The following is a 21667-nucleotide window of genomic DNA, read 5'->3' as shown; positions in this document are numbered from 1 at the left end:
TGCGGGTGGATCAGATGGTGCAGTTGATGAGGACGGGTTCGGGGTGGAGGGTGACCGCGAAGCGGGCGTGGACGGTGTCGCGGATGTCGCGGGCGAGGGCGACCAGAGCCGCGGTGCTCGCCGCGCCCGTGTGGTTGGTGAGGGCCAGGGTGTGCTTGCTGGAGATCGCGGTGCCACCGGGGCCGGGGTGGCCCTTGGTGAAGCCGGCCTTGTCGATCAGCCAGGCGGCGCTGACCTTCACCTTGTCACCGGCGCAGGGCCAGGAGGGCGGCTCACCGCGGTCGGTGGCGCGCTCGCGCAGCAGCTCGTACGCCTCCCGGTCGAGCACCGGGTTGGTGAAGAACGAGCCCACCGACCAGGTGTCCGGGTCGGTGGCGTCGAGCACCATGCCCTTGCCGGCGCGCAGCTTCAGCACCGCCGCGCGGGCGTCGGCCAGCGGCACCCGGTCGCCCACCTCGACGCCGAGCGCCCGGGCCAGCTCGACATAGCGCACCGGGCCGGACAGGCCCGAGCGGCGCAGCCGGAAGTCGACCGAGAGCACCACCCAACGGTCGCTGTACTTGAAGATGCTGGCCCGGTACGCGAAGCCGCAGTCCGCCGCCTCGACGCGGTCGAGGCGGTCGTCGGCGCGGTCGTACACCTGGACGCCGATGATGCTCTCGGCGACCTCCTGGCCGTACGCGCCGACGTTCTGGATCGGAGTGGCCCCGGCCGAGCCGGGGATGCCGGAGAGGCACTCCAGCCCCGACCAGCCGCTGTCCAGGGTGGCGGCAACCAGGTCGTCCCAGGGCTCGCCGGCCTCGACCCGTACGGTGACGGTGTCGGCGTCCTCGGCGACCACCCGCAGCCCCCGCGACCGGACCAGGACGACCGTGCCGGGGAAGCCCTCGTCGCCCACCACGACGTTGCTGCCGCCCGCGAGGATGAGGACCGGCTCGTCCCGCTGCCGCGCCTGGCGCACCTTTCGTACGATCTCCTCGGCGCTGGTGGCGGTCTCCAGCCGTCCGGCGGGGCCACCGAGGCGCAGCGTGGTGTATCTCGCCAGGGTGGCCGGGTCGGCGGGGTCGGCTCCGGTTGTCGGCTGGGCGTAGACGTCTGACACGTCTCTCACCCTAGGCTGAGGGGTAGCCGCGGCACCCACTGGTGGCCCGGTCACCCCCGGGAGGATTGCGATGGGCAGACTGCACGGCACGAAGGACTTCTGGATCGGTGCGCTCCGGGTGGACGGCCCGGCGTTCGCCGCCGCTGTCGGGGAGGCGCCGCCCGAGACCCCGGTGCTCTCCTGTCCGGGCTGGACGGTCGCCGACCTCACCCTGCACCTCGCCGGCGTCTACCACTGGGTGCACTCGTTCGTCGGCTCCGGGGAGACCGCCCGGCCGGCCCGCCCGGACCGCGCCGAGCTGCCCAGCGGGGTGACCCCGCTCCAGCTCTGGCAGCACGGGTACGACCAGCTGATGACCCTCTTCGACACCCTGGACCCGGAGTCGCCGGCGTGGAACTGGGCGCCGCAGCCGAAGAAGGCCGGCTTCTGGCCGCGCCGGATGGCGCACGAGACGGCGGTGCACCGCTGGGACGCCCAGCTCGCCATCGCCGCCGGTGAGCCGATCGAGGCCAAGCTCGCGGCGGACGGGATCAGCGAGGTGCTGGACACCTGGCTGCCGGCCGGCCGGCGGGCGGTGTCGGGCCAGTGGCACGGGGTGGTGCACCTGACCGCGACCGACGCCGCCCAGGACTGGTACCTGCGGCTGCGCGGCGAGGGGGTGGCCCTGCTGGACACCGCCACGGTCTTCGGCCACGAGGACCACCACGCGCGGGTGCAGGTCACCGGCACCGCCAGCGACCTGCTGCTCGCCCTCTGGGGCCGGATCGGCTACGACGCCCTGACCGTCACCGGCGACCCCTCCCTCCTGACCGGCCTCCGCACCGCCTGACCCCCCGGACCTCCCGGTCCTCGTCCGCCCTTTTCACGGAAGAGTGGCCATTCCGCGTGGAATGGCCACTCTTTCCGCGTTCGAGGGCCCTCAGGTCACGTCTCGGGCGCGATGAGAGCGCTCTCTTGACAGCGGGCCGGTGGGCGGCGACGCTGGCGGGAGAGCGCTCTCTCAGCCCTCACGATCGCGTCAGGACCGGGCTGCGGCTCGCTCACCAGCAGGTCCACCCGCTCCACCACCGATTGACCTGAGAGGAATCCGAGGAAAGATGGGTACCTTTTCGCGCCGCCGTCTGGCGGCGGTGGCCCTGGTGGCCACCACAGCCCTGCTCGGCACGGCCGCCTGCGCTGGCGACGACGAGTCCGCCAAGGGCGGACCGGTCACGCTGACCGTCGACGTCTTCGGACAGTTCGGCTACGAGGAGCTGTACAAGGAGTACATGGCCAGCCACCCCGACGTGAAGATCGTCGAACGGGGCACCGGCAGCAACCTCGACGAGTACTCGCCGAAGCTCACCCAGTGGCTCGCCGCCGGCAAGGGCGCGGGCGACGTGGTGGCCATCGAGGAGGGGCTGCTGGTCGAGTACAAGGCCAACCCGCAGAACTTCGTCAACCTGCTCGACCACGGGGCCGCCGACCTCAAGGGCAACTTCCTGGACTGGAAGTGGAACCAGGGGCTCACCGCCGACGGCAAGCAGCTCATCGGCCTCGGCACCGACGTCGGCGGCATCGCGATGTGCTACCGCAAGGACCTCTTCGCCAAGGCCGGCCTGCCCACCGAGCGGGACCAGGTCTCCAAGCTCTGGCCGACCTGGCAGGACTACGTCGCCACCGGCGAGAAGTTCAAGGCGGCCAACACCGGCGCGTCGTTCATCGACGCGGCGACCAACATCTTCAACACCATCCTGCTCCAGACCGCCGGCAACACCGCCGGCTACAGCTACTACGACACCAGCAACAACCTGGTCGTCGACGGGAACCCGGCGGTGAAGCAGGCCTACGACACCACTGTCGACATCATCGACTCCGGCCTCTCCGGCAAGTACGGCTCCTGGTCGGAGGAGTGGGTCTCCGCCTTCAAGCAGTCGAAGTTCGCCACCATCGCCTGCCCCGCCTGGATGACCGGCGTCATCGAGGGCAACGCCGGCCCGGCCGCCAAGGGCAAGTGGGACATCGCCCAGGTCCCCGGCAACGGCGGCAACTGGGGCGGCTCCTTCCTCGCCGTGCCGAAGCAGAGCAAGCACCAGGCCGAGGCGATCGAGCTGGCGAAGTTCCTGACCAGCGCCAAGGGGCAGATCGGCGCGTTCAAGGCCAAGGGCCCGCTGCCCTCCTCGCCGCAGGCCCTCGACGACCCGGCGATCACCGACTCGACGAACGCGTACTTCTCCGACGCCCCGGTCGGCAAGATCTTCGGCTCCGGCGCCAAGAGCCTGAAGCCGGTCTACATGGGCCCGAAGAACCAGGCCGTCCGCACCGAGGTGGAGAACGCGGTGCGCACCGTGGAACTGGGCCAGCGCAACCCCGAGCAGGGCTGGAACGACGCCGTGACCAACGCGAAGAAGGCCGCCGCCAAGTAGCCCGAGCCAGGCGTGCGGGCGGGCCCGGCATCGCCGGTCCCGCCCGCACGGCGGAGAAGGAGTCCACGGCATGGCCGTCCAGCTCGACGCGCGCCCCCCGGTCGTACCGGCGCCGCGCCACACCTCCCGGGGCAACCGGCTCGCCCGGTTCGACACCCGGTACTCGCCGTACCTCTGTGTGGCCCCGTTCTTCCTGCTCTTCGCGGTCTTCGGGATCTACCCGCTGGCCTACACCCTCTGGGTCTCGCTGCACGACTGGGACCTGCTCGGGGTCGACCCCGCCTTCGTCGGGGCGCAGAACTACACCCAGCTGATGGCCGACCCCGACTTCTGGCACTCGGTGGTCAACACCCTCGGCATCTTCGTCATCTCCACGGTGCCGCAGCTGCTCCTCGCGCTCTGGCTGGCCAACCTGCTCAACCGCCAACTGCGGGCGCGCACCGGCTGGCGGATGGCGGTGCTGATCCCCAACGTCACCTCCACCGCCGCGGTGGCGATCGTCTTCGGGGTGCTCTTCGGCCGCGAGTTCGGCATGATCAACTGGCTGCTGGACCAGGTCGGGATCGACGCCATCAGCTGGAAGTCCAACCGGATCGCCTCCTGGGTGGCCATCTCGACAATGGTCGACTGGCGGTGGACGGGCTACAACGCGCTGATCTTCCTGGCCGCGATGCAGGCCATCCCGCGCGACCTGTACGAGTCGGCCTCGATCGACGGGGCCGGCCGGGCCCGGCAGTTCTGGTCGATCACCGTGCCGCTGCTCAAGCCGACGATCATCTTCGCGGTCATCATCTCCACCATCGGCGGCCTCCAGCTCTTCACCGAGCCCCGCCTCTTCAACTCCGGCACCAACGCGATCCGCGGCGGGCCGCTGCGTGAGTCGCAGACGGTGACCATGTACATGTTCGAGAACGCCTTCGCGCCGCATTACAACTTCGGCTACGGCTCCGCCATCGCCTGGCTGCTCTTCGCGCTGATCGCGGTGGTCGCGGCCATCAACGTGCTGGTCCTGCGCCGGCTCGGCGGCGGCGGGCGCAAGGAGGAATCCCGATGACCCGACTCTGGTCGGCCGGCCGGCTCACCTACGCGGCGCTGGCCCTCACCGCCCTCCTGTCGATCTTCCCGATCTACTGGATGTTCGTGGTGGCCAGCCGGACCAGCGACGCGATGGGCGAGGTGCCGCCCCCGGTCACCCCCGGCGGCAACCTGGGCACCAACATCGCCCGACTCTTCGCCAACACCGACGCGTACTTCCTGACCGGTCTGGTCAACTCGACGATCGTGGCGGTCTCGGTCACCGTCTCGGTGGTCTTCTTCTCCACCCTGGCCGGCTTCGCCTTCGCCAAGCTGCGGTTCCGCGGACGCAACGCGCTGCTGATGGTCATCATCGCGACGATGATGGTGCCCACCCAACTCGGCGTCATCCCGCTGTACATGCTGATGACGAAGCTGAACTGGAACGACCGGCTGCCGGCCGTGATCGTGCCCGCGCTGGTGACCGGCTTCGGGGTGTTCATGATGCGCCAGTACGCCGCCCAGGCGGTCAGCACCGAGCTGATCGAGGCCGCCCGGATGGACGGCTGCAACACCGCTCGGATCTACTGGAACGTGGTGCTGCCCGCGCTGCGCCCCGCCGCCGCCGTGCTCGGCCTGCTCACCTTCATGACCACCTGGAACGACTTCCTCTGGCCGTACGCCGTGCTCAACGACCCGGAGAACCCGACCGTGCAGCTGTCGTTGCGGGCGTTGTCCGACGGGTACTACCAGGACATGTCGCAGGTGTTCACCGGTACGGCCATCGCGACCCTGCCCCTGCTGCTGGTGTTCATCGTGTTCGGCCGCCAGATCATCGGCGGTATCATGGAAGGTGCGGTCAAGGCGTGAGCGCGAGGAGTGAGCCGGTCCTGCGAGCCCCGCAGTCGCGAACGGAAGATGGCAACGTGAGCGAGCTCCGTTTCCCCGAGAACTTCGTCTGGGGCGCCGCCACCGCGGCGTACCAGATCGAGGGCGCGGTCCACGACGACGGTCGCGGCCCGTCGATCTGGGACACCTTCAGCCGTACGCCGGGGAAGGTGTTCCAGGGGCACACCGGCGACGTGGCCTGCGACCACTACTTCCGGTACGCCGACGACGTGGCCCTGATGGCCGAGCTGGGGCTGCGGGCGTACCGCTTCTCGGTGGCCTGGCCCCGGATCCAGCCGGACGGGACCGGCCCGGTCAACCCGCGCGGGCTGGACTTCTACGACCGGCTGACGGACGCGCTGCTCGACCGGGGCATCGACCCGATCGTCACCCTCTACCACTGGGACCTGCCGCAGGCTCTCCAGGACCGGGGCGGCTGGACCAACCGGGACACCGCCGAGCACCTCGCCGACTACGCCGCCGCCGTGCACGCCCGGCTCGGCGACCGGGTCCGCACCTGGACCACGCTCAACGAACCCTGGTGTTCGGCGTACCTGGGGTACGGCAACGGGGTGCACGCCCCCGGCGAGCGGGACGCCGGGGCCGCCTTCACCGCCGTACACCATCTGCTGCTGGGGCACGGCCTGGCGGCCCGCGCGCTGCGCGCGGCCGGCGCGCCGACCCTGGGGATCACCCTCAACCCGGCCGACGTGCAGCCGGCCGACCCGACCAGCGCCGCAGACGCCGCGGCCGCCCGGCTGGTCGACGGCCTGCACAACCGGATCTTCCTCGACCCGCTGACCGGCGCCGGCTACCCCGAGGACGTGCTGGCACACCTGGGCCGGCTGGTGGAGCCGACGTTCATCCGGGACGGCGACGAGAAGGTCATCGCCACGCCGATCGACCTGCTCGGGGTCAACTACTACGCCCCGACCTACGTCGCCGGCCGACCGGGCGGGGCCGGGGGCGGCGGGGCGTACCCGGGCACCGAGGGCGCGGTGGAGTTCCTCCCGCCGACCGGCCCGCTGACCGAGATGGGCTGGATGATCGAGGCGGCCGGGCTGACCCGGCTGCTGGAGCGGATCGCCCGGGACTACCCCGGGCTGCCAATGCTGATCACCGAGAACGGCGGCGCCTTCCCCGACAAGACCGGCGATGAGGGCCCGGACGGCCTCGGCCAGGTGGTGGACAGCGACCGGGTCGCCTACCTCGACGGGCATCTGCGGGCGGCGCACGCGGCCATCGCCCGGGGCGTCGACCTGCGCGGCTATCTCGTATGGTCGTTGCTGGACAACTTCGAGTGGGCCGAGGGCTACCGTAAGCGGTTCGGGATCGTCCACGTCGACTACCTGACCCAGCGGCGCACACCGAAAGCCAGCGCCCGGTGGTACCAGAAGGTGATCTCCCGGAACGGGTTGTGAGGTGATCTCCCGGAACGGGCTGTGACGAGGTGGGTGGTGACGGGGATGATGACGGCACAGCGACCGACCCTGGAGGCGGTCGCCCGCCGGGCCGGTGTGTCCCGGGCGACCGTGTCCCGGGTGGTCAACGGCTCCACCACGGTCGCCGAGCCGATCCGGGAGGCGGTCCGCCGGGCCGTGGCCGAGCTGGGGTACGTGCCGAACCTGGCCGCCCGTAGCCTGGTCACCCAGCGGACCGACTCGGTCGCCCTGGTCATGCCGGAGGAGGCCACCCGGGTCTTCTCCGACGACCAGGTGTTCCCGGGGATCATCCGGGGGGCGGCCCAGGAGCTGGAGGCGGCCGACAAGCAGCTGGTGCTGATGCTCGCCGGGTCGGCGGCCGGGCACGAGCGGGTCGAGCGGTACACCACCGGGCGGCACGTGGACGGGGTGCTCTTCGCCTCGCTGCACGGGGCGGATCCGCTGCCGGGCACGCTGGCCCGGCTCGGCATCCCGGTGGTCTGCGCCGGCCGGCCGCTCGACGGCGCGCAGGTGCCGTACGTCGACGTCGACAACGTCGGTGGGGTGTCCCGGGCGGTTCGGCACCTGATCGGAAACGGTCGCCGCCGGATCGCCACCATCGCCGGCCCGCAGGACATGATCGCCGGGATCGAACGGCTCACCGGCTACCGCGAGACGATCACCGCCGCAGGCCTGCCGGAGCTGGTCGCGTACGGCGATTTCACCCGGGAGTCCGGTGCGGCGGCGATGCACCAGCTGCTCACCGCGCACCCCGACCTGGACGCGGTCTGCGCCGCCTCCGACCTGATGGCGCACGCCGCCCTGCGGACGCTGCGCGAGGCGGGGCGGCGGGTGCCCGACGACGTCGCGGTGATCGGCTTCGACGACATCGAGACGGCGGCGTACACCGAGCCGCCGCTCACCACGGTGCGGTGGGAGATCGTGGAGCTCGGCCGGGAGATGACCCGGCAGCTGCTGCGGCTGGCCGCGGGCGAGGCGATCGAGGAGGCGGTGATCCTCCCGACCGAGCTGGTCGTCCGCGAGTCCGCCTGACTCGCCACCGGGCCGGACAATGCCCGGTCATCCGTTCGACGCTGATCCGCCGGTGGGAATAATCGATCGCCCCTCCTCGACTCCGGCGATAGCGTCGCCGCGTGTCCGGCATCCACCTGATTCACGTGCCCGAGCTCTCCGACGTCGCCGAGTACGCGTACGCCGCCACGGTCACCCCGCCGGCCCGGCTGGTGTTCACCGCCGGCGCCTGCCCGCTCGACGCCGACGGCCGTACGGTGGCGCCGGGCGACCCCGCCGCCCAGGCGCGGCAGGCCATGGCCAACCTCGAGACCGCCCTCGCAGCGGCCGGCGCCCGCCTCACCGACGTCGTCAAGACCACGGTGTACGTGGCGTCGCCGCGTCAGGCCGACCTGGTGGCCGCCTGGGAGGTGGTCCGGGACGCGTTCGGCGACCACGACCCACCCAGCACGCTGCTCGGGGTGGCCGTGCTCGGCTACACCGACCAGCTCGTCGAGGTGGAAGCGGTCGCCGCCGCCCGGCAGGTGGACTGAACGGGCACCGCGCTACCGGCCGGTGGCGTCCGGTTGGTCGTGCCTGCGCGAGCTGCGCTGAACCGGTCAGCGCTCCTCGACGGACTGGCCGAGTGATCGGCGGGTGAGCAGGGTGGCCCCGGCGACGGCGGCCGGCATGACCAGCACCGCGCCGAGCGGGATCAGGAAGCAGAGGAAGACCGCCACGCCGAAGCCCAGCGTGGTGGGCCGGTCCGCCTTCAGGATGGACCGCCGGTCGGGCAGCCGCAGCCCGCGCCGGGAGAACGGCGCCCCCACCAGCTCGACGGCGAGCAGCCAGCCGCCCACCGCGGCCCCGATCACCGGCACCACCGTCTGGCCGACCACCGGGATGAACCCGGCGGCGAAGAGCGGGACGCCGAACAGCACCGACAGCCCGACCAGCCGCAGCGAGTCGGCGACGCTGCGGCGCAGCGAGGCCCAGAACGGCACGTCCACCGCGCCCGGGGTGCCACCGAGCCGCTCCTCGACCCGCTCGGAGATCTTCTCGTAGAACGGGTCGCCGATGACCAGGGTGACCGCGGTGAAGCTGACCACCGCGAGCAGCCCGCCCAGCCCGAGGAGGGCCAGCCCGGCGATCACCCGGACCACACTGCGGACGGTGGTCGACCAGTCGTCGGCGAACGGGGTGACCAGCGCGGCCAGGTCGTCCACGAAGTACACCAGGGCGGCGAACGCGGTCAGGAAGACCGCACCGGAGACGAGCGCCGGCACGACGCCGAGCAGCATCAGCCCGGGGCTGCGGACGTAGAGGCCGAGGCCGCGCAGGAGCAGCCCGACGCCGGAGAAGAACCGACCGACGGCGCCGGTCACGGGCGCGGCGATGCTGCGGGATGCGTTCACGACCGCAGCCTAGTCACCGCCGGCACATCAACCAGTTGGTGGACGTCCGGGGTCGACCGCCGCCGGTGGAGATCATCTCCGGCCGGTCGATCCGCCGCCGGGCCGCCGTCGCGACCCTTGGAGGGTACGAGCGAAACGGCGAGAGGCGGCGCGATGCCGGTCATCGAGGTGACCAACCTGCACAAACGGTACGGCGATCTGGTGGCCGTGGACGACGTGTCGTTCACCGTGGAGGCCGGGGAGATCTTCGGCGTACTCGGACCGAACGGGGCCGGCAAGACCACCACGGTGGAGTGCGTCTCCGGGCTCCGCGTCCCAGACGGGGGCGGGGTGTCGGTCCTCGGGCTCGACCCCCGCCGGGACCAGGCCCAGCTTCGGCAGCGGGTCGGGGTGCAACTCCAGGAGAGCCAACTGCCCGACCGGCTGAGGGTCGGCGAGGCGCTGGAACTGTACGCGTCGTTCTACCGCGATCCGGCCGACCCCAGCCGCTTGATCGACGAGCTGGGGCTCGCCGACAAGCGGAACACCCCGTACAAGAAGCTCTCCGGCGGCCAGAAGCAGCGGCTGTCCATCGCGCTGGCGCTGGTGGGCAACCCGAAGATCGCCATCCTGGATGAGCTGACCACCGGTCTGGACCCGCAGGCCCGGCGCAACACCTGGGAACTGATCGAACGGGTCCGGGACAACGGTGTGACGATCGTCCTGGTCACCCACTTCATGGAGGAGGCCGAGCGACTCTGCGACCGGTTGGCGGTGATCGACCGCGGCCGGGTCGTGGCGCTGGACAGCCCGGCCGGCCTGGTGTCGAAGGTGGCCCCCGAGCAGCGCATCCGGTTCCGGCCGTCCGTCCCGATGGACGACCGGCTCCTCACCGCCCTGCCCGAGGTGGACACGGTCGACCGCATCGGCGGTCAGGTAGTGGTGAGCGGCACCGGTGACCTGCTGCACGCCGTCACCTCGGTGCTGGCCCGCAATCAGATCGTCGCCGCCGACCTGCGGCTGGAGCAGTCCTCCCTCGACGATGCCTTCGTCGAGCTGACCGGGCACCGGCCCGCCGACTGAGGGAGAAACGGAATGCACGCCTTCGGGCAGATCCTCAAGATCGAAGCGAGACTCTACCTACGGGACCTGCCGACCCTCCTGTCCACCATCGGGTTGCCAACCCTGGTCCTGGTGGTGCTCGGGCTGATCCCCGCGCTGCGCAAGCCGGACCCGCTCTTCGACGGGCAGTCCTTCGTCGCCTACTTCGCCCCGTCGCTGCTGGTGATCACCCTGGCGATGGCGGCATTGAACGTCCTGCCCACCGTGCTGGCCACCTACCGGGAACGCGGGGTGCTGCGGCGGCTGGCCACCACCCCGGCCAGCCCGGCTGCGCTGCTCGCCGCTCAGCTCGTCATCACCCTCCTCGCGATCCTGGCCAGCGCGGTGCTGCTCGTCCTGGTCGCCCGGCTCGCGTTCGGGGTGCCGTTGCCCCGGCGTCCGCTCGGCTTCGCGGCGGCCTTCGTCCTGGGCACGGCGGCGCTGCTCGCGCTGGGGCTGCTGGTGGCGGCAGTCGCCCGGACGACCAAGGCGGCACAGGCCCTGGCCGTGCCACTGTTCCTGTTGGCCATGTTCTTCGGCGGGGTCTACCTGCCCCGTTTCCTGCTGCCCGACTTCCTGGTCCGGATCGGGGACTACACGCCACCCGGCGTGCAGGCGCTGCTCGACGCCTGGACCGGCACCGCGCCGCAGCCCCTGCACCTGGTGGTGATGGCGGTGGTCGCCCTGATCGCGGGTACCGTGGCGGCGAGACTGTTCCGCTGGGAGTGAGCCGACACCGATGAGCAGCATCGCCGAACAGGTCGACCGGCTGGCCGCCTGGGAGGCCCGCGAGGCGAGCCTCTACCGGGTCCTGCCGTACCTCGGGCTGGCCGTCGGGATGCTGCTGGCCGCGTTCGCGCCGGCACCCGGCGGCCTCCCGGTCGCGCCCAGCCTGGCCGTCGCCGCAGCCGCCGGGTGCTGGGTCGCCTGGTTCGTCACCCTGCATCCCGGATGGGTGGGTCGGCGGGCGCTGATGGCGGTCTACTACGTCGGGCTGCTCGCGTTCGCCGCCGTGCTGGTGGTCGCCAGCCCGTGGTACGGCTTCTTTGCCTGGATCGGTTTCCTGCACGCGTTCTTGGTGCTGCGCGGCAGGTGGCGGTTCGCCGGGGTGGCCGCCACCGCCGTCCTGGTCGCCACGGCGCAGAGCGTGGGCCCGCCCTCGTCGCCGTCGCACTGGCTGCTCTGGTCGGTGCTGGCGCTGTTCAACTTGGGAGCGGCTGGCGGGGTCAGCTGGTTCAGCGCCATCACCGAACGGCAGAACGCCAACCGCAAACAGCTGATCGAGGAACTCGCCGAGGCCAACCGCCGACTGGCCGAGACGGCGCGGGAGAACGAGGGACTGCACGCCCAACTGCTCACCCAGGCCCGGGAGGCCGGGGTGCTGGACGAGCGACAACGGATGGCCCGGGAGATCCACGACACGCTGGCCCAGGGGTTGACCGGCATCATCACCCAACTGGAGGCGGCCGAGCAGACCCGGGACCGGTCGGCCGACTGGCGACGGCACGTGGACAACGCCCTCGCCCTGGCCCGGGAGAGCCTCAGCGAGGCCCGGCGCTCGGTGCGGGCCGTACGCCCGGAGCCGCTGGAGACGGCCCGGCTGCCCGACGCACTCGCCGAGCTGACCGCACGCTGGTCGACGATCAACGGGGTACGGGGCGAGGCCAGCACCACCGGCGACCCCCGCCCGCTGCACCCGGAGATCGAGGTGACCCTGCTGCGAGCGGCCCAGGAGGCGCTGGCCAACGTGGCCCGGCACGCCGGGGCGTCCCGGGTCGGGCTGACCCTGTCGTACATGGCGGACATGGTCACCCTGGACGTCCGCGACGACGGGGTGGGCTTCGACGTCACCGAGTGGCCCGGGATGCCGCGGCAGCCGGACGGCGGGTACGGGCTGACCGCAATGCGGCAGCGGATGACCCGGGTCGGCGGCCGGCTGACCGTCGAGTCCGAACCGGGCTGCGGCACTGCCCTCTCGGCGTCCGTTCCCGCGCTCTCCGGAGGTGCCGATTGACCGCCCCGGTCCGGCTGCTGATCGTGGACGACCACCCGGTGGTGCGGGACGGGCTGCGCGGCATGCTCACCGGCGACCCGGGGTTCGAGGTGGTCGGCGAGGCCGCGGACGGGGCCGAGGCGCTGGCCCTGGCCGCGACGCTGCGCCCGGACGTGGTGCTGATGGACCTGCGGATGCCCGGGATGGACGGGGTGACCGCGATCGGCCGGCTGGCCCGCTCCGGCAGCACCTCCCGGGTGCTGGTGCTGACCACGTACGACACCGACGCGGACGTGCTGCCGGCGATCGAGGCCGGCGCCACCGGCTACCTGCTCAAGGACGCACCCCGCGAGGAGCTGGTCCGGGCGGTACGGGCCGCCGCCCGGGGCGAGGCGGTGCTCTCGCCCAGCGTGGCCAGCCGGTTGATGGGGCGACTGCGCGCCCCCGCCGAGGAGCCGCTGAGCCAACGGGAGCTGGAGGTGCTGACCCTGGTGGCGCGGGGCGCGTCCAACCGGGAGGCCGCCGCCCGGCTGTTCATCAGCGAGGCCACGGTGAAGACCCACCTGCTGCACGTCTACGCCAAGCTCGGGGTCAACGACCGGGCAGCCGCCGTGGCCACCGCGTACGACCGGGGTTTGCTCACCCCCGGCGGGCGGTGAGCGACGCCGGGGGGAGGATCGACGGGTGCGCGCGTCCCGGCTGATCTCCCTGGTCCTGCTGTTGCAGTCCCGCCAGACGATGACCGCCGCCGAACTGGCCCGGGAGCTGGAGGTTTCCGAGCGGACGGTCTACCGGGATGTGCTGGCGCTCTCCGCCGCCGGGGTGCCGGTCTACGCCGACCGGGGCCGGGCCGGCGGCTACCGCCTGCTCGGCGGCTACCGGACCCGGCTGACCGGGCTGACCCGGGATGAGGCGGAGGCGCTCTTCCTCTCCGGCCTGCCCGGACCGGCCGGCGACATGGGGCTGGCGGACGCGGTGGCGGCCGCCGAGCTGAAGGTCCTCGCCGCGCTGCCGCCGAGCCTGCGGGACGCCCCCGCCCGGGCCGGGCAACGGTTCCACCTGGACGTGCCGGGCTGGTTCCGCGAGTCCGCGCCCCCACCGTGGCTGGCCGAGCTGGCCCGGGCGGTCTGGCGGGACCGGGTGGTCGAGCTGCGCTACCGGCGCGGCGACCACGAGGTCGCCCGGCGGGTCGAGCCGTACGGGCTGGTGCTCAAGAGCGGGATCTGGTATCTGGTCGGGCGGGTCGGCGACGCCATGCGCACCTATCGGGTGGACCGGGTGGTCGGCGTCGAGGCGGGCGGGGAGACCTTCGCCCGGGACGAGGGCTTCGATCTGGGCGGCCACTGGCGGGAGCAGGCCGAGGCGTTCCTGCGGAGCATGCTCCGCGACGAGATCACCGTCCGGCTCAGCGCCGTCGGCCTGCGCGCGCTGCGCGGGGCCGCCGAGGCCCCCTTCGCGTACGAGGAGGCGGTGGCCGCCGCGGGCGAGCCCGACGGGCAGGGGTGGACGGTCACCCGGCTGCCCGTCGAGTCGGTCGAGGTGGCGTACGGCCTGCTGCTCCGGCTCGGACCGGAGGTGGAGGTGCTCGACCCGCCCGAGCTGCGGGCGCGGCTGGCCGAGGCGGCGGCCCGGCTCGCCGTCCTGTACGACGAGCCGGGCCACCCCGGTCAGCGGTAGCCGGTGTCGTCGGCCGGCTTCCCGGTGAGGTGGACCTCGTCGTGGTAGCGGGACCAGTGCGGGCGGGTGCCGTCGAGGTCGGTGAAGCCGTACTCCTGGGCCAGGCCGCCGCTGTCCACGGACTTCCCGTTCCAGCGGGCCCGGTCCGGGTCGGCGGCCAGGGCGGCAACCGCGCGCCCGACGAACGCCGGCGTCTCCGACATGACGAAGTGCGGATCCTTGGCGGCCCCGTCACGCCAGTTGGCTTCGGTCACCCCGAAGTGCTCCAGCATCGCCTCCGACCGGATCCAGCCGGGGGTGAGCGCGACCGCGGTGCAGCCGTGCGGCTCCAGCTCGTGGGCCTGGGTGAAGGCGAGCCGGTTCACCGACACCTTGGCCAGGTCGTAGAAGACCGAGAGCCGGTAGTTGGCGTCGTTGTACTCCTTCGTCCCGTCGCCGATCTCGACCACCAGGCCACCCGGCTGGCGGATCAGCAGCGGCAGGGCGTGGTGGCTGGTGATGATGTGGGTGTCCACCGCCAGCCGCAGCGTGCGGAAGCCGGCCTCCAGGGGCTGCTCCCAGACCGGCTTCTCCCAGGTGATCAGCGGATCGGCGCCCCAGATGTCGTTGACCAGCACGTCGAGCCGGCCCTGCTCGGCGTCGATCCGGGCCACCAGGTCCCGGACCTGCTCGGGCACCAGGTGGTCGACCCGTACGGCGATCCCGGTGCCGCCGGCGGCGGTGACCAGCTCGGCGGTCTCCTCGATGGTCTCCGGGCGGTCCATCTCCGAACGGGCGGCGCGGCTGCTGCGACCGGTGGCGTAGACGGTCGCCCCGGCCGCGCCGAGCTGGATGGCGATCTGTCGGCCGGCGCCCCGGGTCGCCCCGGCGACCAGCGCGACCTTCCCTGTCAGCGGTGTCGTCGTCATGCCGTCGAGCCTGGCACCGATACCTGACAGCCGAAGTCCGGTTTTCCCAGGGCGGTGGTGTGCGTCATGCTCGCCGGCATGCACCTGCTGCTCTCCGGGATCGTCGGCTCGGTCGCGTACGGCCTGGCCGGGCCCGGCTCGGACACCGACCGGATCGGGGTCTTCGCCGCGCCGACAGTGGCCTTCCACGGCCTGCACCCGCCCCAGGAGTCGGTGGTCACCACCGACCCGGATGTCACCCTGCACGAGGTGGGCAAGTACGCACGACTCGCGCTGAGCGGCAACCCGACGGCCACCGAGCTGATGTGGCTGCCCGACGACTGCTACGAGACGCGGACCGAGTTCGGCGAGCGGCTGATCGCGATCCGGTCGGCGTTCCTCAGCGCGCCCCGGGTCCGCGCCGCCTACCTCGGGTACGTCACGCAGCAGTTCCGCAGGCTCGCCTCGCGGGACTCGTCGGTGGGCGGCCGGCGGCGCTCGGCAAAGCACGCCAGACACCTGGCCCGGCTGCTGCACCAGGGGCGGGTGCTCTACGCGACCGGGTTCCTGGAGATCCGGCTGACCGACCCGGAGTGGTTCCAGGCCTTCGGCGAGCGGGTGGCCGGCGGCGCACTGGACGAGGCGCAGGCGCTGGTCGCCGCGGCGGAGCGGGACTTCGACACCATCCGTACGCCGCTGCCGGACCGGCCGGACTCCGCGACGGTGGAGCGCTGGCTGCTCGACGTCCGCGCCGCCCACCTGCCGCCGGCCGGCTGAGCGAGATGGAGGCGGCCTATATGATCTCCGGCCTGACACAGGGAGGAGTTCCACATGTGGCCGTTCAGGAAACGCCGGCAGCCAACCGGCCTCGTCATCGATCCGGCTTACGGGGACCCGCAGGCGCGGGCAGTCGTCGACGCGCTGGGCAGCCAGGACTGGCGTACGGCCCGGGACATCCTCGTCGCATCGACCGATCCGGACACTCGCGCATTTCTGATGGAGGCCGCGGCTACGGTCGACGGCGTACAGGACTGGATCGGCGAGTGGGTCGATGCCGAACCGCATTCGACGCTTCCGGTGCTGGTCCGCGGCTGCCACGCGGTGCATTGGGCCTGGCAGGCCCGAGGCGGGAAGGGTGCCGAGCACACCAGCCAGGACCAGTTCCGTGAGTTCGCCCGCCGACTCCGGATCGCCGAGAACCTGCTCGACGAGGTCGTCGCCCGGGACCCGGACGACCTGACTGCCCGGACCTGGCTGGTCACGTCCTCGCGGGGCCGCCAGGTCGACGGTGACGAGGCCCGCGCTCGCTTCGACGAGGTCGTGAAGCGGCACCCGGCTCACGTCGTCGCGCACGAACAGCGGCTGCAGTACCTGTGCCCCAAGTGGTTCGGCAGCGACGAGCAGATGTTCGCCTTTGCCCGGGAGGCCACCGCGGCCGCACCGGACGGCAGCCTGTTGCCGGAACTGCTGGCCGTCGCGCACATCGAGAAGTGGCTTGAGTTACCGGCCGATGAGAGCGACGCGTACATGCAGTCCGCTGAGGTGTGCGCGGATCTGTTGGCCGCGGCAGAGAAGTCGATCTTCCATCCAGCCTTCCGGCCGGCCTTCGGCTGGGTGCCCCGGGGGACGGCGTTCGCGCTGGCACTGGAGTTGGCCCACGAGTTCAACGCGGCAGCGCGGGTCTTCGAACTGCTCGGTGACCATGTCAGCGAGTGGCCCTGGAACTACGTTGGCGATCCCGTCACGGCATTCACGAGGTCCCGGGAGTGGGTGTACGAGAACCTGTCCTGATCTCGTCTGTCGGTCTTGGACGGGGCAAGTCCGGCTGGATCCCCGGCACCGGCCCGCCGGTGCTGGGGACTCCATCCGCTCAGTCCGCGAGCCGGACGCGGACCCGGCGGTTGGCGCGGCCCTTGCTCTCCACCTTGACCACCTGCACCTTGCCGATCTGCGCGGTCGAGGCGACGGGGACCAGCCAGAGGTCGTCGCCCTTGCGGGTGCCGACGATCCGGGTCTGCACGCCCTGCCAGAGCAGCACGCCGTGGTCCGGCGGCTGACCGCCGCCGCCCGGGTAGAACGCCGACCGGTCCAGCACGACGCCCTGCTCGGGGTCGGTGGCCAGCACCGTGCACTCCCACTCCCGCAGGGTGGGGTCGGCGAGGTCCAGGCGGTGCGTACGGCCGTGGTGTGTGACGCCCATGACAGCAGACGTTACCCGTTGAGGAACGTCGAGATCCGCTCCCGCAGGTCGGCGCGCTCCGACCAGAGCACGCCCGGCCGGTCGTAGAGGTGCAGGGTCGCCTGCGGCAGCGCGGCGGCCAGCTCCTCGGCGACGTGCGCCGGGTGCAGGTCGTCGCCGGCGCAGCCGATCACCAGCGCTGGGGCGGTGACCGTGGCGAGCGCCGAGACGTCCCGCAGCGGGGCCTGCTCCGGCAGGTCGGCCAGCCCGGGGGCGAGCCCGTCGCGGAGCAGCTGGTCGAGCCGCTGCCGCAGGTACGCCCAGCCGGCCGGGGTGTTGCGCACCGCCGTCGGCAGCTCCAGCGAGACCGCGTCGGCGACGGCCGAGGCGTCCCCGCCGGCCACCGCGTCGAGCAGGTCGGTCAGCCGTTGCCGGGCGACCGGCCCGCGCGGGGTGTCGAGCACCGCCGGCAGGAAGAAGACCAGCTTCTCGAAGCGGTCGGTGCTGTCCGCCAGCAGCCGGCAGAGCGCCCCGGCGCCGAGGCTGGCCCCGAAGGCGCGGGTGGCTCCGCCGAGGTCGGCAACCGCCCGCAGGTCGCGGGCGAGGTCCAGGTAGCTCCACGGGCCGGGCGGCGCGTCGGAGCGCCCGTGCCCCCGGAACTGGAAAAAAATCTTGCGGCCGGTGACCGCACTGCCGAACGGGCGGGTGGTGGCGATGCCGTTGCCCAGCCCGTGCGCGAAGACGGTGACCGGGTCACCGGCGCCGGTGACCAGCCGTTCCAGCCGTACGTCGTGCGGCGTGGTGACCAGCTCGGTCTCCGGCTCGGGCAGGGCCGGGCGCCCGGTACGCGGGGCGCCCGGGCCGGGCCCCCAGGTGCGGGGTCCGCCGTCGGGCGGCGGGGGCCAGCGGAATCCCCTCACCAGAACCCTTTGCCGTCGTGCAGGTCACGCAGCCCGACCCGGACGTCGAGCAGGTAGATAAGGCCCGCCGCGATGCCGATCAGCCCGAAGATGCTGAGCGCGCCGAAGCCGAGCAGGGTGAGCACCAGACAGACCGCCAGGATGGCGATCCAGCCGCCCTTGGGCAGGGTGCCGATCGCCGGGAACGCGTCGGCCCGCTGGGTGATGGCGTGCACCAGGGCGACGCCCTGCACGATCAGCGCGAAGACGAGCAGGATCCGGTCGATCACGAAGACGACATCGAACACGAAGATCGGCGCGGCGATGGCCATGCCGGCCAGCATATGCCGACGACCCCGGAACGTCCCACAGGACGCTTCGGGGTCGTACCGATGGTGGCCGGTTACTCGGCGGCCGGGCGGGTCCGCTTGGTGGCCTTCGGCAGCTTCGCCGACGGGGTGGCGGTCGGCCTGGCGGCCCGGGCGGCCCGCGGCCGGGTGGTCTTCGCGGTGGCCGGCTTGGCGACCTCGGCGACGTCGGCCGGGGTGGGGGTCTCGGTCCCCGCCTCGGCCGGGGTGGCGGCCTGCGCGACCTCGGTCTTCACCTCGGCCGGGAGGGTGGCGTCGGTCGCCTCGATGTCGGCGTTGACGGTGTCGGCGGCCTCCAGCACGCCGGCGCCGACCACGCGCTCGCCGCGGGCGATCAGCGCACCGTACGCGGCCAGCGCCCGCTCCTGGGCGGCCTGCGCGCCGACCAGCAGCGCGGCGGCGTTGCGGGTCGCGGCCTCGCGCAGCTTGTCCAGGTCGAGGTCGGCCGGGACGGCCTTCTCGCGCAGGCCGGTGGCGCTCAGGTTGGCGGTCTTGAAGGTCTCGAAGGTCTCGGTGGCCTTCTGGCGCAGCTCGACACCGGTGACGACGGCCTTGCCGCCGATCTCGGTGACGGCCTTGGTGCCGTCGGCGACGACCTTGGTACCCAGCTCGCTCACCACGGTGGGGAGCTTGCGGAGCTGCTGGTACGCCAGCTCGCCGGCGCCGGCGGCGGCGTAGATCGGGGCCGGGATGCGGTTGGTCTTCGGCTGGGTCATGACTTCTCCTCCTCGGCCGCTCCCGCGGCCTTGCTGTCGGCGGTGCCGGGGGCGGGCGCCGGGCCCGCCTCGGTGACGGCGACCGATTCGAGGACGGCCTCGGTCGGGGTGCCGTCCGGGGTGGTGGGGCCGGTCGCGGCCGGCGTGACGGTGGCGGCCGCCCCGGTCGGCTCCGCCGGTGCGGTGGGTTCCGCCGGCGGGGTGGCGACCGGGCCGGCCGCGGCGGTCGCCTCGGCGAGCCGGACGTTCTCCCGGCGGAAGGTCTCGTAGATCTGGCTCAGCGACTGCTTCTGCGCCATCGTCAGGTCGGGGTCGACGGCGATCGCCGCGAGCACTCCCTGACCCTCCTTGTCGTCGAGCAGCCCGGCGCGCAGGTACATCGCCGGGGTGGAGACCCGCAGCGCGCTGGCGAGCTGCTGGAGCACCTCGGCGCTCGGCTTGCGCAGCCCGCGCTCGATCTGGCTGAGGTACGGGTTGCTCACCCCGGCCTGCTCGGCGAGCTGGCGCAGCGAGATCTTGGCGTTCCGGCGCAGGTCACGGATGAATCCGCCGACGTCGGGTAGATCCTTGGGTGCGGCCATGAGCCCAACGGTAGCCCGCAGTGCTAACTACAGCAAGCAAAATGCTAGCCAGAGTTAGCAAGCCAACAATGGCGGTTGCGCGCCGGGTGTCCGGTCCGTAGCTTGCATGCGTGACGATGATCGAGATCAACGGCGCGCGGCTCGCGTACGACGACCTGGGCAGCGGCAGCCCCGTGCTCCTGCTGCACGCCGGCATCGCCGACCGGCGGATGTGGCGGGGCCTGCTGCCCACCCTCGCCGAGCGACACCGGGTGGTCGCGCTCGATCTGCGCGGCTACGGCGACTCCGAGCTGCCGCCGGCCTCCTTCGCCCACCACGACGACGTGGTCGCGGTGCTGGACGCGCTGGGCCTCGACCGGGCCGCCCTGGTCGGCTGCTCGTTCGGCGGGGCGGTGGCGATCGACACCGCGCTGACGCACCCGCAACGGGTGTCGGCGCTCGCGCTCTTCGGCTCGGCCGTCTCGGGCAACCAGTGGTCCGAGGAGGCCGAGCAGCTCTGGGAGACGCTGGTCGGCGAGGTGGACCCGGAGGACTTCGCGGCGAGCGCGGCCGGCGAGGTGCGGTTCTGGGTGGTCGGGCCCGGCCGCCGCCCGGAGGACGTCGACCCGGGCCTGGTCGCCTTCGCCGAGGAGATGGACCAGCGGGCGCTCGCCGCCGAGCAGGCGCTCAGCGCGGTGGAGGTCGACGACCTCGACCCGCCGGCGATCGACCGCCTCGGCGAGCTGCGGCTGCCGGTGCTGGTCACCGCCGGCGCGGCCGACGTCCCGGACATCTCCCGGCTCGCCGACCGGATCGCGGCCGAGGTGCCCGGCGCGGTGCGCCTGCCCGACGTGCCGGACGCCGCCCACCTGCTGCCGCTGGAACGCCCCGACGTGGTCGACGCCGCCCTGCGCGACTTCCTGCGCTGAGCCAGGCGCCGCCCGTCCGACCATTCCGGCGTGTCGCGTCCGAACATTCCGGCGTGTCGCGTTCGGGCGGACGGGCGGCCCGGCGCACGCCCGGCTTCACCAGACCGCGCGTACCGCACCGACCGGCAGGCCGCCGCCGAGCAGCGGCAGCTCGGCGTACTCGATCAGCACCGGGGCCTCGACGCCGAGCCGGCGCAGCGCGGAGACCAGCACCGGCATCCGGGCCCGCGCCGCGCCATCGTCGATCTTGAGGGCGACCGCGCCCACGCCGGGGACGGCCGCGGCGATCACGCCCTCCGCGCCCACCTTGGCCAGTGCCCCGGGTACGCCCCGCATCAGCCGGGTGTCGTCGGCCCCGGTCCCGCCGACCAGCTCCGGGTACGCCCGCATCGCGTCGGACACGGTCCGCTCCATTGAGCCCGGCTCGGCGGAGACCAGCCGCAGGTACGCCCGGGCCAGGCCGGTCAGCGAGACGGCGAGCACCGGGGCACCGCAGCCGTCCACCCCGACGGCCGCCGCCTCCTCACCGGTGAACTCCTCGATCGCGGCGGTCAGCCGCTGCTGCAACGGGTGCTCCGGCCGCCAGTAGCCGTCCAGCGGCCAGCCGGCGGCCAGGCAGGTCAGCAGCATTCCGCTGTGCTTGCCGGAGCAGTTCATCTGCACCCGGGTCGGCCCGCCGCCGGCGCGCAGCACCGCCTCCCGGGCGGCGTCGCCGACGGGCAGGTCGGGCGGGCAGTGCAGGGCCGAGCCGTCCAGCCCGGCCCGGGCCAGCAGTGCCTCGACCCGGGCCAGGTGGAACTCCTCGCCGGCGTGGCTGGCCGAGACCAGCGCCACATCGGCCGGGTCGGTCAGCGGCAGGCCGGCACGCAGCATCCCGATCGCCTGCATCGGCTTGCTCGCCGAGCGCGGAAAGACCGGCGAGGTTACCTCCCCCGCCCCGGCCACCGGCGCGCCACCGGCGTCGAGCACCACCACCGAACCGCGGTGGACGCCCTCCACGAAACCGGACCGGACCACCTCGACGAGCGGCACGCCGCCCACGTACGTCTTTCCCACGAAGTGGACGGTACCGACGCCCCCGGCGGGCCCGACAGCCGGGTGACCAGGGACCTAGGCCGTGCCC

General features: G+C 72.7%; 24 protein-coding genes. 15 read left to right on the top strand and 9 right to left on the bottom strand.

The genetic code is table 11. The features are described 5' to 3' along the window. Window positions 1–10 precede the first annotated feature (10 nt). Window positions 11–1102 (bottom strand): UDP-N-acetylmuramate dehydrogenase, encoded by a 1092-nt coding sequence (locus ABZ807_RS01140; protein ID WP_357151221.1) that lies wholly within the window; start codon window positions 1100–1102, stop codon window positions 11–13. A 70-nt stretch (window positions 1103–1172) separates the two neighbouring features. Here ABZ807_RS01140 and ABZ807_RS01135 point away from each other — a divergent pair, with 70 nt between their 5' ends. The 7 genes from ABZ807_RS01135 to ABZ807_RS01105 all read left to right on the top strand — a co-directional run bounded on the left by ABZ807_RS01135 (window position 1173) and on the right by ABZ807_RS01105 (window position 8395). Next, complete coding sequence (locus ABZ807_RS01135; RefSeq protein ID WP_357151219.1) at window positions 1173–1931, top strand: maleylpyruvate isomerase family mycothiol-dependent enzyme; 759 nt, start codon at window positions 1173–1175, stop codon at window positions 1929–1931. Window positions 1932–2199: 268 nt separating this feature from the next. Next, window positions 2200–3507: an extracellular solute-binding protein gene (locus ABZ807_RS01130; RefSeq protein ID WP_357151217.1), complete on the top strand. Its 1308-nt coding sequence runs from the start codon at window positions 2200–2202 to the stop codon at window positions 3505–3507. Between the two features lie 70 nt (window positions 3508–3577). After that, window positions 3578–4561, top strand: a complete 984-nt coding sequence (locus ABZ807_RS01125; RefSeq protein ID WP_357151215.1) for a sugar ABC transporter permease — start codon at window positions 3578–3580, stop codon at window positions 4559–4561. After that, on the top strand, window positions 4558–5391 hold the full coding sequence (locus ABZ807_RS01120; RefSeq protein WP_357151214.1) for a carbohydrate ABC transporter permease: 834 nt from the start codon (window positions 4558–4560) through the stop codon (window positions 5389–5391). Before ABZ807_RS01125 ends, ABZ807_RS01120 begins: the two co-directional genes overlap by 4 nt. Before the next feature lie 56 nt (window positions 5392–5447). Then, the gene (locus ABZ807_RS01115; RefSeq protein ID WP_357151212.1) at window positions 5448–6830 is read left to right on the top strand and encodes a GH1 family beta-glucosidase; all 1383 of its coding nucleotides are present in this window, start codon (window positions 5448–5450) and stop codon (window positions 6828–6830) included. A 45-nt stretch (window positions 6831–6875) separates the two neighbouring features. Next, window positions 6876–7883 (top strand): LacI family DNA-binding transcriptional regulator, encoded by a 1008-nt coding sequence (locus ABZ807_RS01110; RefSeq protein WP_357151210.1) that lies wholly within the window; start codon window positions 6876–6878, stop codon window positions 7881–7883. 110 nt (window positions 7884–7993) lie between these two features. Further along, a complete protein-coding gene (locus ABZ807_RS01105; RefSeq protein ID WP_357151478.1) occupies window positions 7994–8395 on the top strand; it encodes a RidA family protein in 402 nt (133 codons plus the stop codon). A 66-nt stretch (window positions 8396–8461) separates the two neighbouring features. On the opposite strand, the gene ABZ807_RS01100 is transcribed toward ABZ807_RS01105, so the two are convergent. Beyond that, the gene (locus tag ABZ807_RS01100) at window positions 8462–9256 is read right to left on the bottom strand and encodes an EI24 domain-containing protein (protein ID WP_357151208.1); all 795 of its coding nucleotides are present in this window, start codon (window positions 9254–9256) and stop codon (window positions 8462–8464) included. A 153-nt stretch (window positions 9257–9409) separates the two neighbouring features. On the opposite strand from ABZ807_RS01100, the gene ABZ807_RS01095 reads away from it, so the two are divergent. The 5 genes from ABZ807_RS01095 to ABZ807_RS01075 are packed head-to-tail and all read left to right on the top strand — an operon-like array spanning window position 9410 to window position 14006. After that, window positions 9410–10318 (top strand): ABC transporter ATP-binding protein, encoded by a 909-nt coding sequence (locus tag ABZ807_RS01095; RefSeq protein ID WP_357151206.1) that lies wholly within the window; start codon window positions 9410–9412, stop codon window positions 10316–10318. Between the two features lie 12 nt (window positions 10319–10330). Continuing rightward, window positions 10331–11065 (top strand): ABC transporter permease, encoded by a 735-nt coding sequence (locus tag ABZ807_RS01090; protein ID WP_357151204.1) that lies wholly within the window; start codon window positions 10331–10333, stop codon window positions 11063–11065. 10 nt (window positions 11066–11075) lie between these two features. Beyond that, a complete protein-coding gene (locus ABZ807_RS01085) occupies window positions 11076–12350 on the top strand; it encodes a sensor histidine kinase (RefSeq protein WP_357151202.1) in 1275 nt (424 codons plus the stop codon). After that, the gene (locus ABZ807_RS01080) at window positions 12347–12988 is read left to right on the top strand and encodes a response regulator transcription factor (RefSeq protein WP_357151201.1); all 642 of its coding nucleotides are present in this window, start codon (window positions 12347–12349) and stop codon (window positions 12986–12988) included. Before ABZ807_RS01085 ends, ABZ807_RS01080 begins: the two co-directional genes overlap by 4 nt. A gap of 25 nt (window positions 12989–13013) precedes the next feature. Continuing rightward, a complete protein-coding gene (locus tag ABZ807_RS01075; RefSeq protein WP_357151199.1) occupies window positions 13014–14006 on the top strand; it encodes a YafY family protein in 993 nt (330 codons plus the stop codon). Here the strand turns inward: ABZ807_RS01075 and ABZ807_RS01070 are convergent. Continuing rightward, window positions 13997–14914 (bottom strand): SDR family oxidoreductase, encoded by a 918-nt coding sequence (locus ABZ807_RS01070; protein ID WP_357151197.1) that lies wholly within the window; start codon window positions 14912–14914, stop codon window positions 13997–13999. The two genes, ABZ807_RS01075 and ABZ807_RS01070, sit on opposite strands and share 10 nt — an antisense overlap. 78 nt (window positions 14915–14992) lie before the next feature. On the opposite strand from ABZ807_RS01070, the gene ABZ807_RS01065 reads away from it, so the two are divergent. Further along, complete coding sequence (locus ABZ807_RS01065; RefSeq protein ID WP_357151476.1) at window positions 14993–15670, top strand: nucleotidyltransferase domain-containing protein; 678 nt, start codon at window positions 14993–14995, stop codon at window positions 15668–15670. A gap of 54 nt (window positions 15671–15724) precedes the next feature. Next, window positions 15725–16684, top strand: coding sequence for a DUF4034 domain-containing protein (locus ABZ807_RS01060; protein ID WP_357151195.1), 960 nt, complete (start codon window positions 15725–15727; stop codon window positions 16682–16684). Between the two features lie 79 nt (window positions 16685–16763). Here ABZ807_RS01060 and ABZ807_RS01055 read toward each other — a convergent pair whose 3' ends face one another. The 5 genes from ABZ807_RS01055 to ABZ807_RS01035 all read right to left on the bottom strand — a co-directional run bounded on the left by ABZ807_RS01055 (window position 16764) and on the right by ABZ807_RS01035 (window position 19636). Beyond that, window positions 16764–17093 carry an alanine--tRNA ligase-related protein gene (locus ABZ807_RS01055; RefSeq protein ID WP_357151193.1) on the bottom strand — a complete coding sequence of 110 codons (330 nt, stop codon included), beginning with the start codon at window positions 17091–17093 and terminating at the stop codon, window positions 16764–16766. An 11-nt stretch (window positions 17094–17104) separates the two neighbouring features. Continuing rightward, window positions 17105–17992, bottom strand: a complete 888-nt coding sequence (locus tag ABZ807_RS01050) for an alpha/beta hydrolase (RefSeq protein ID WP_357151191.1) — start codon at window positions 17990–17992, stop codon at window positions 17105–17107. Further along, on the bottom strand, window positions 17989–18303 hold the full coding sequence (locus ABZ807_RS01045) for a DUF2516 family protein (RefSeq protein ID WP_088964374.1): 315 nt from the start codon (window positions 18301–18303) through the stop codon (window positions 17989–17991). Before ABZ807_RS01045 ends, ABZ807_RS01050 begins: the two co-directional genes overlap by 4 nt. Before the next feature lie 71 nt (window positions 18304–18374). Beyond that, window positions 18375–19055, bottom strand: coding sequence for a hypothetical protein (locus ABZ807_RS01040; RefSeq protein WP_357151189.1), 681 nt, complete (start codon window positions 19053–19055; stop codon window positions 18375–18377). Then, entirely contained in the window at window positions 19052–19636 is a 585-nt protein-coding gene (locus ABZ807_RS01035) for a helix-turn-helix transcriptional regulator (RefSeq protein ID WP_357151187.1), read from the bottom strand. Before ABZ807_RS01035 ends, ABZ807_RS01040 begins: the two co-directional genes overlap by 4 nt. 116 nt (window positions 19637–19752) lie before the next feature. Between ABZ807_RS01035 and ABZ807_RS01030 the strand changes: the two genes are divergently transcribed. Then, complete coding sequence (locus ABZ807_RS01030; protein ID WP_357151474.1) at window positions 19753–20544, top strand: alpha/beta hydrolase; 792 nt, start codon at window positions 19753–19755, stop codon at window positions 20542–20544. Window positions 20545–20640: 96 nt separating this feature from the next. Here ABZ807_RS01030 and ABZ807_RS01025 read toward each other — a convergent pair whose 3' ends face one another. Then, window positions 20641–21600: an asparaginase gene (locus ABZ807_RS01025; RefSeq protein ID WP_357151185.1), complete on the bottom strand. Its 960-nt coding sequence runs from the start codon at window positions 21598–21600 to the stop codon at window positions 20641–20643. Between the last annotated feature and the right edge of the window lie 67 nt (window positions 21601–21667).

This window comes from Micromonospora sp. NPDC047548 (genome assembly GCF_040642975.1).
Lineage (GTDB): Bacteria > Actinomycetota > Actinomycetes > Mycobacteriales > Micromonosporaceae > Micromonospora.
This window is presented reverse-complemented; position numbering and strand designations above follow the sequence as displayed.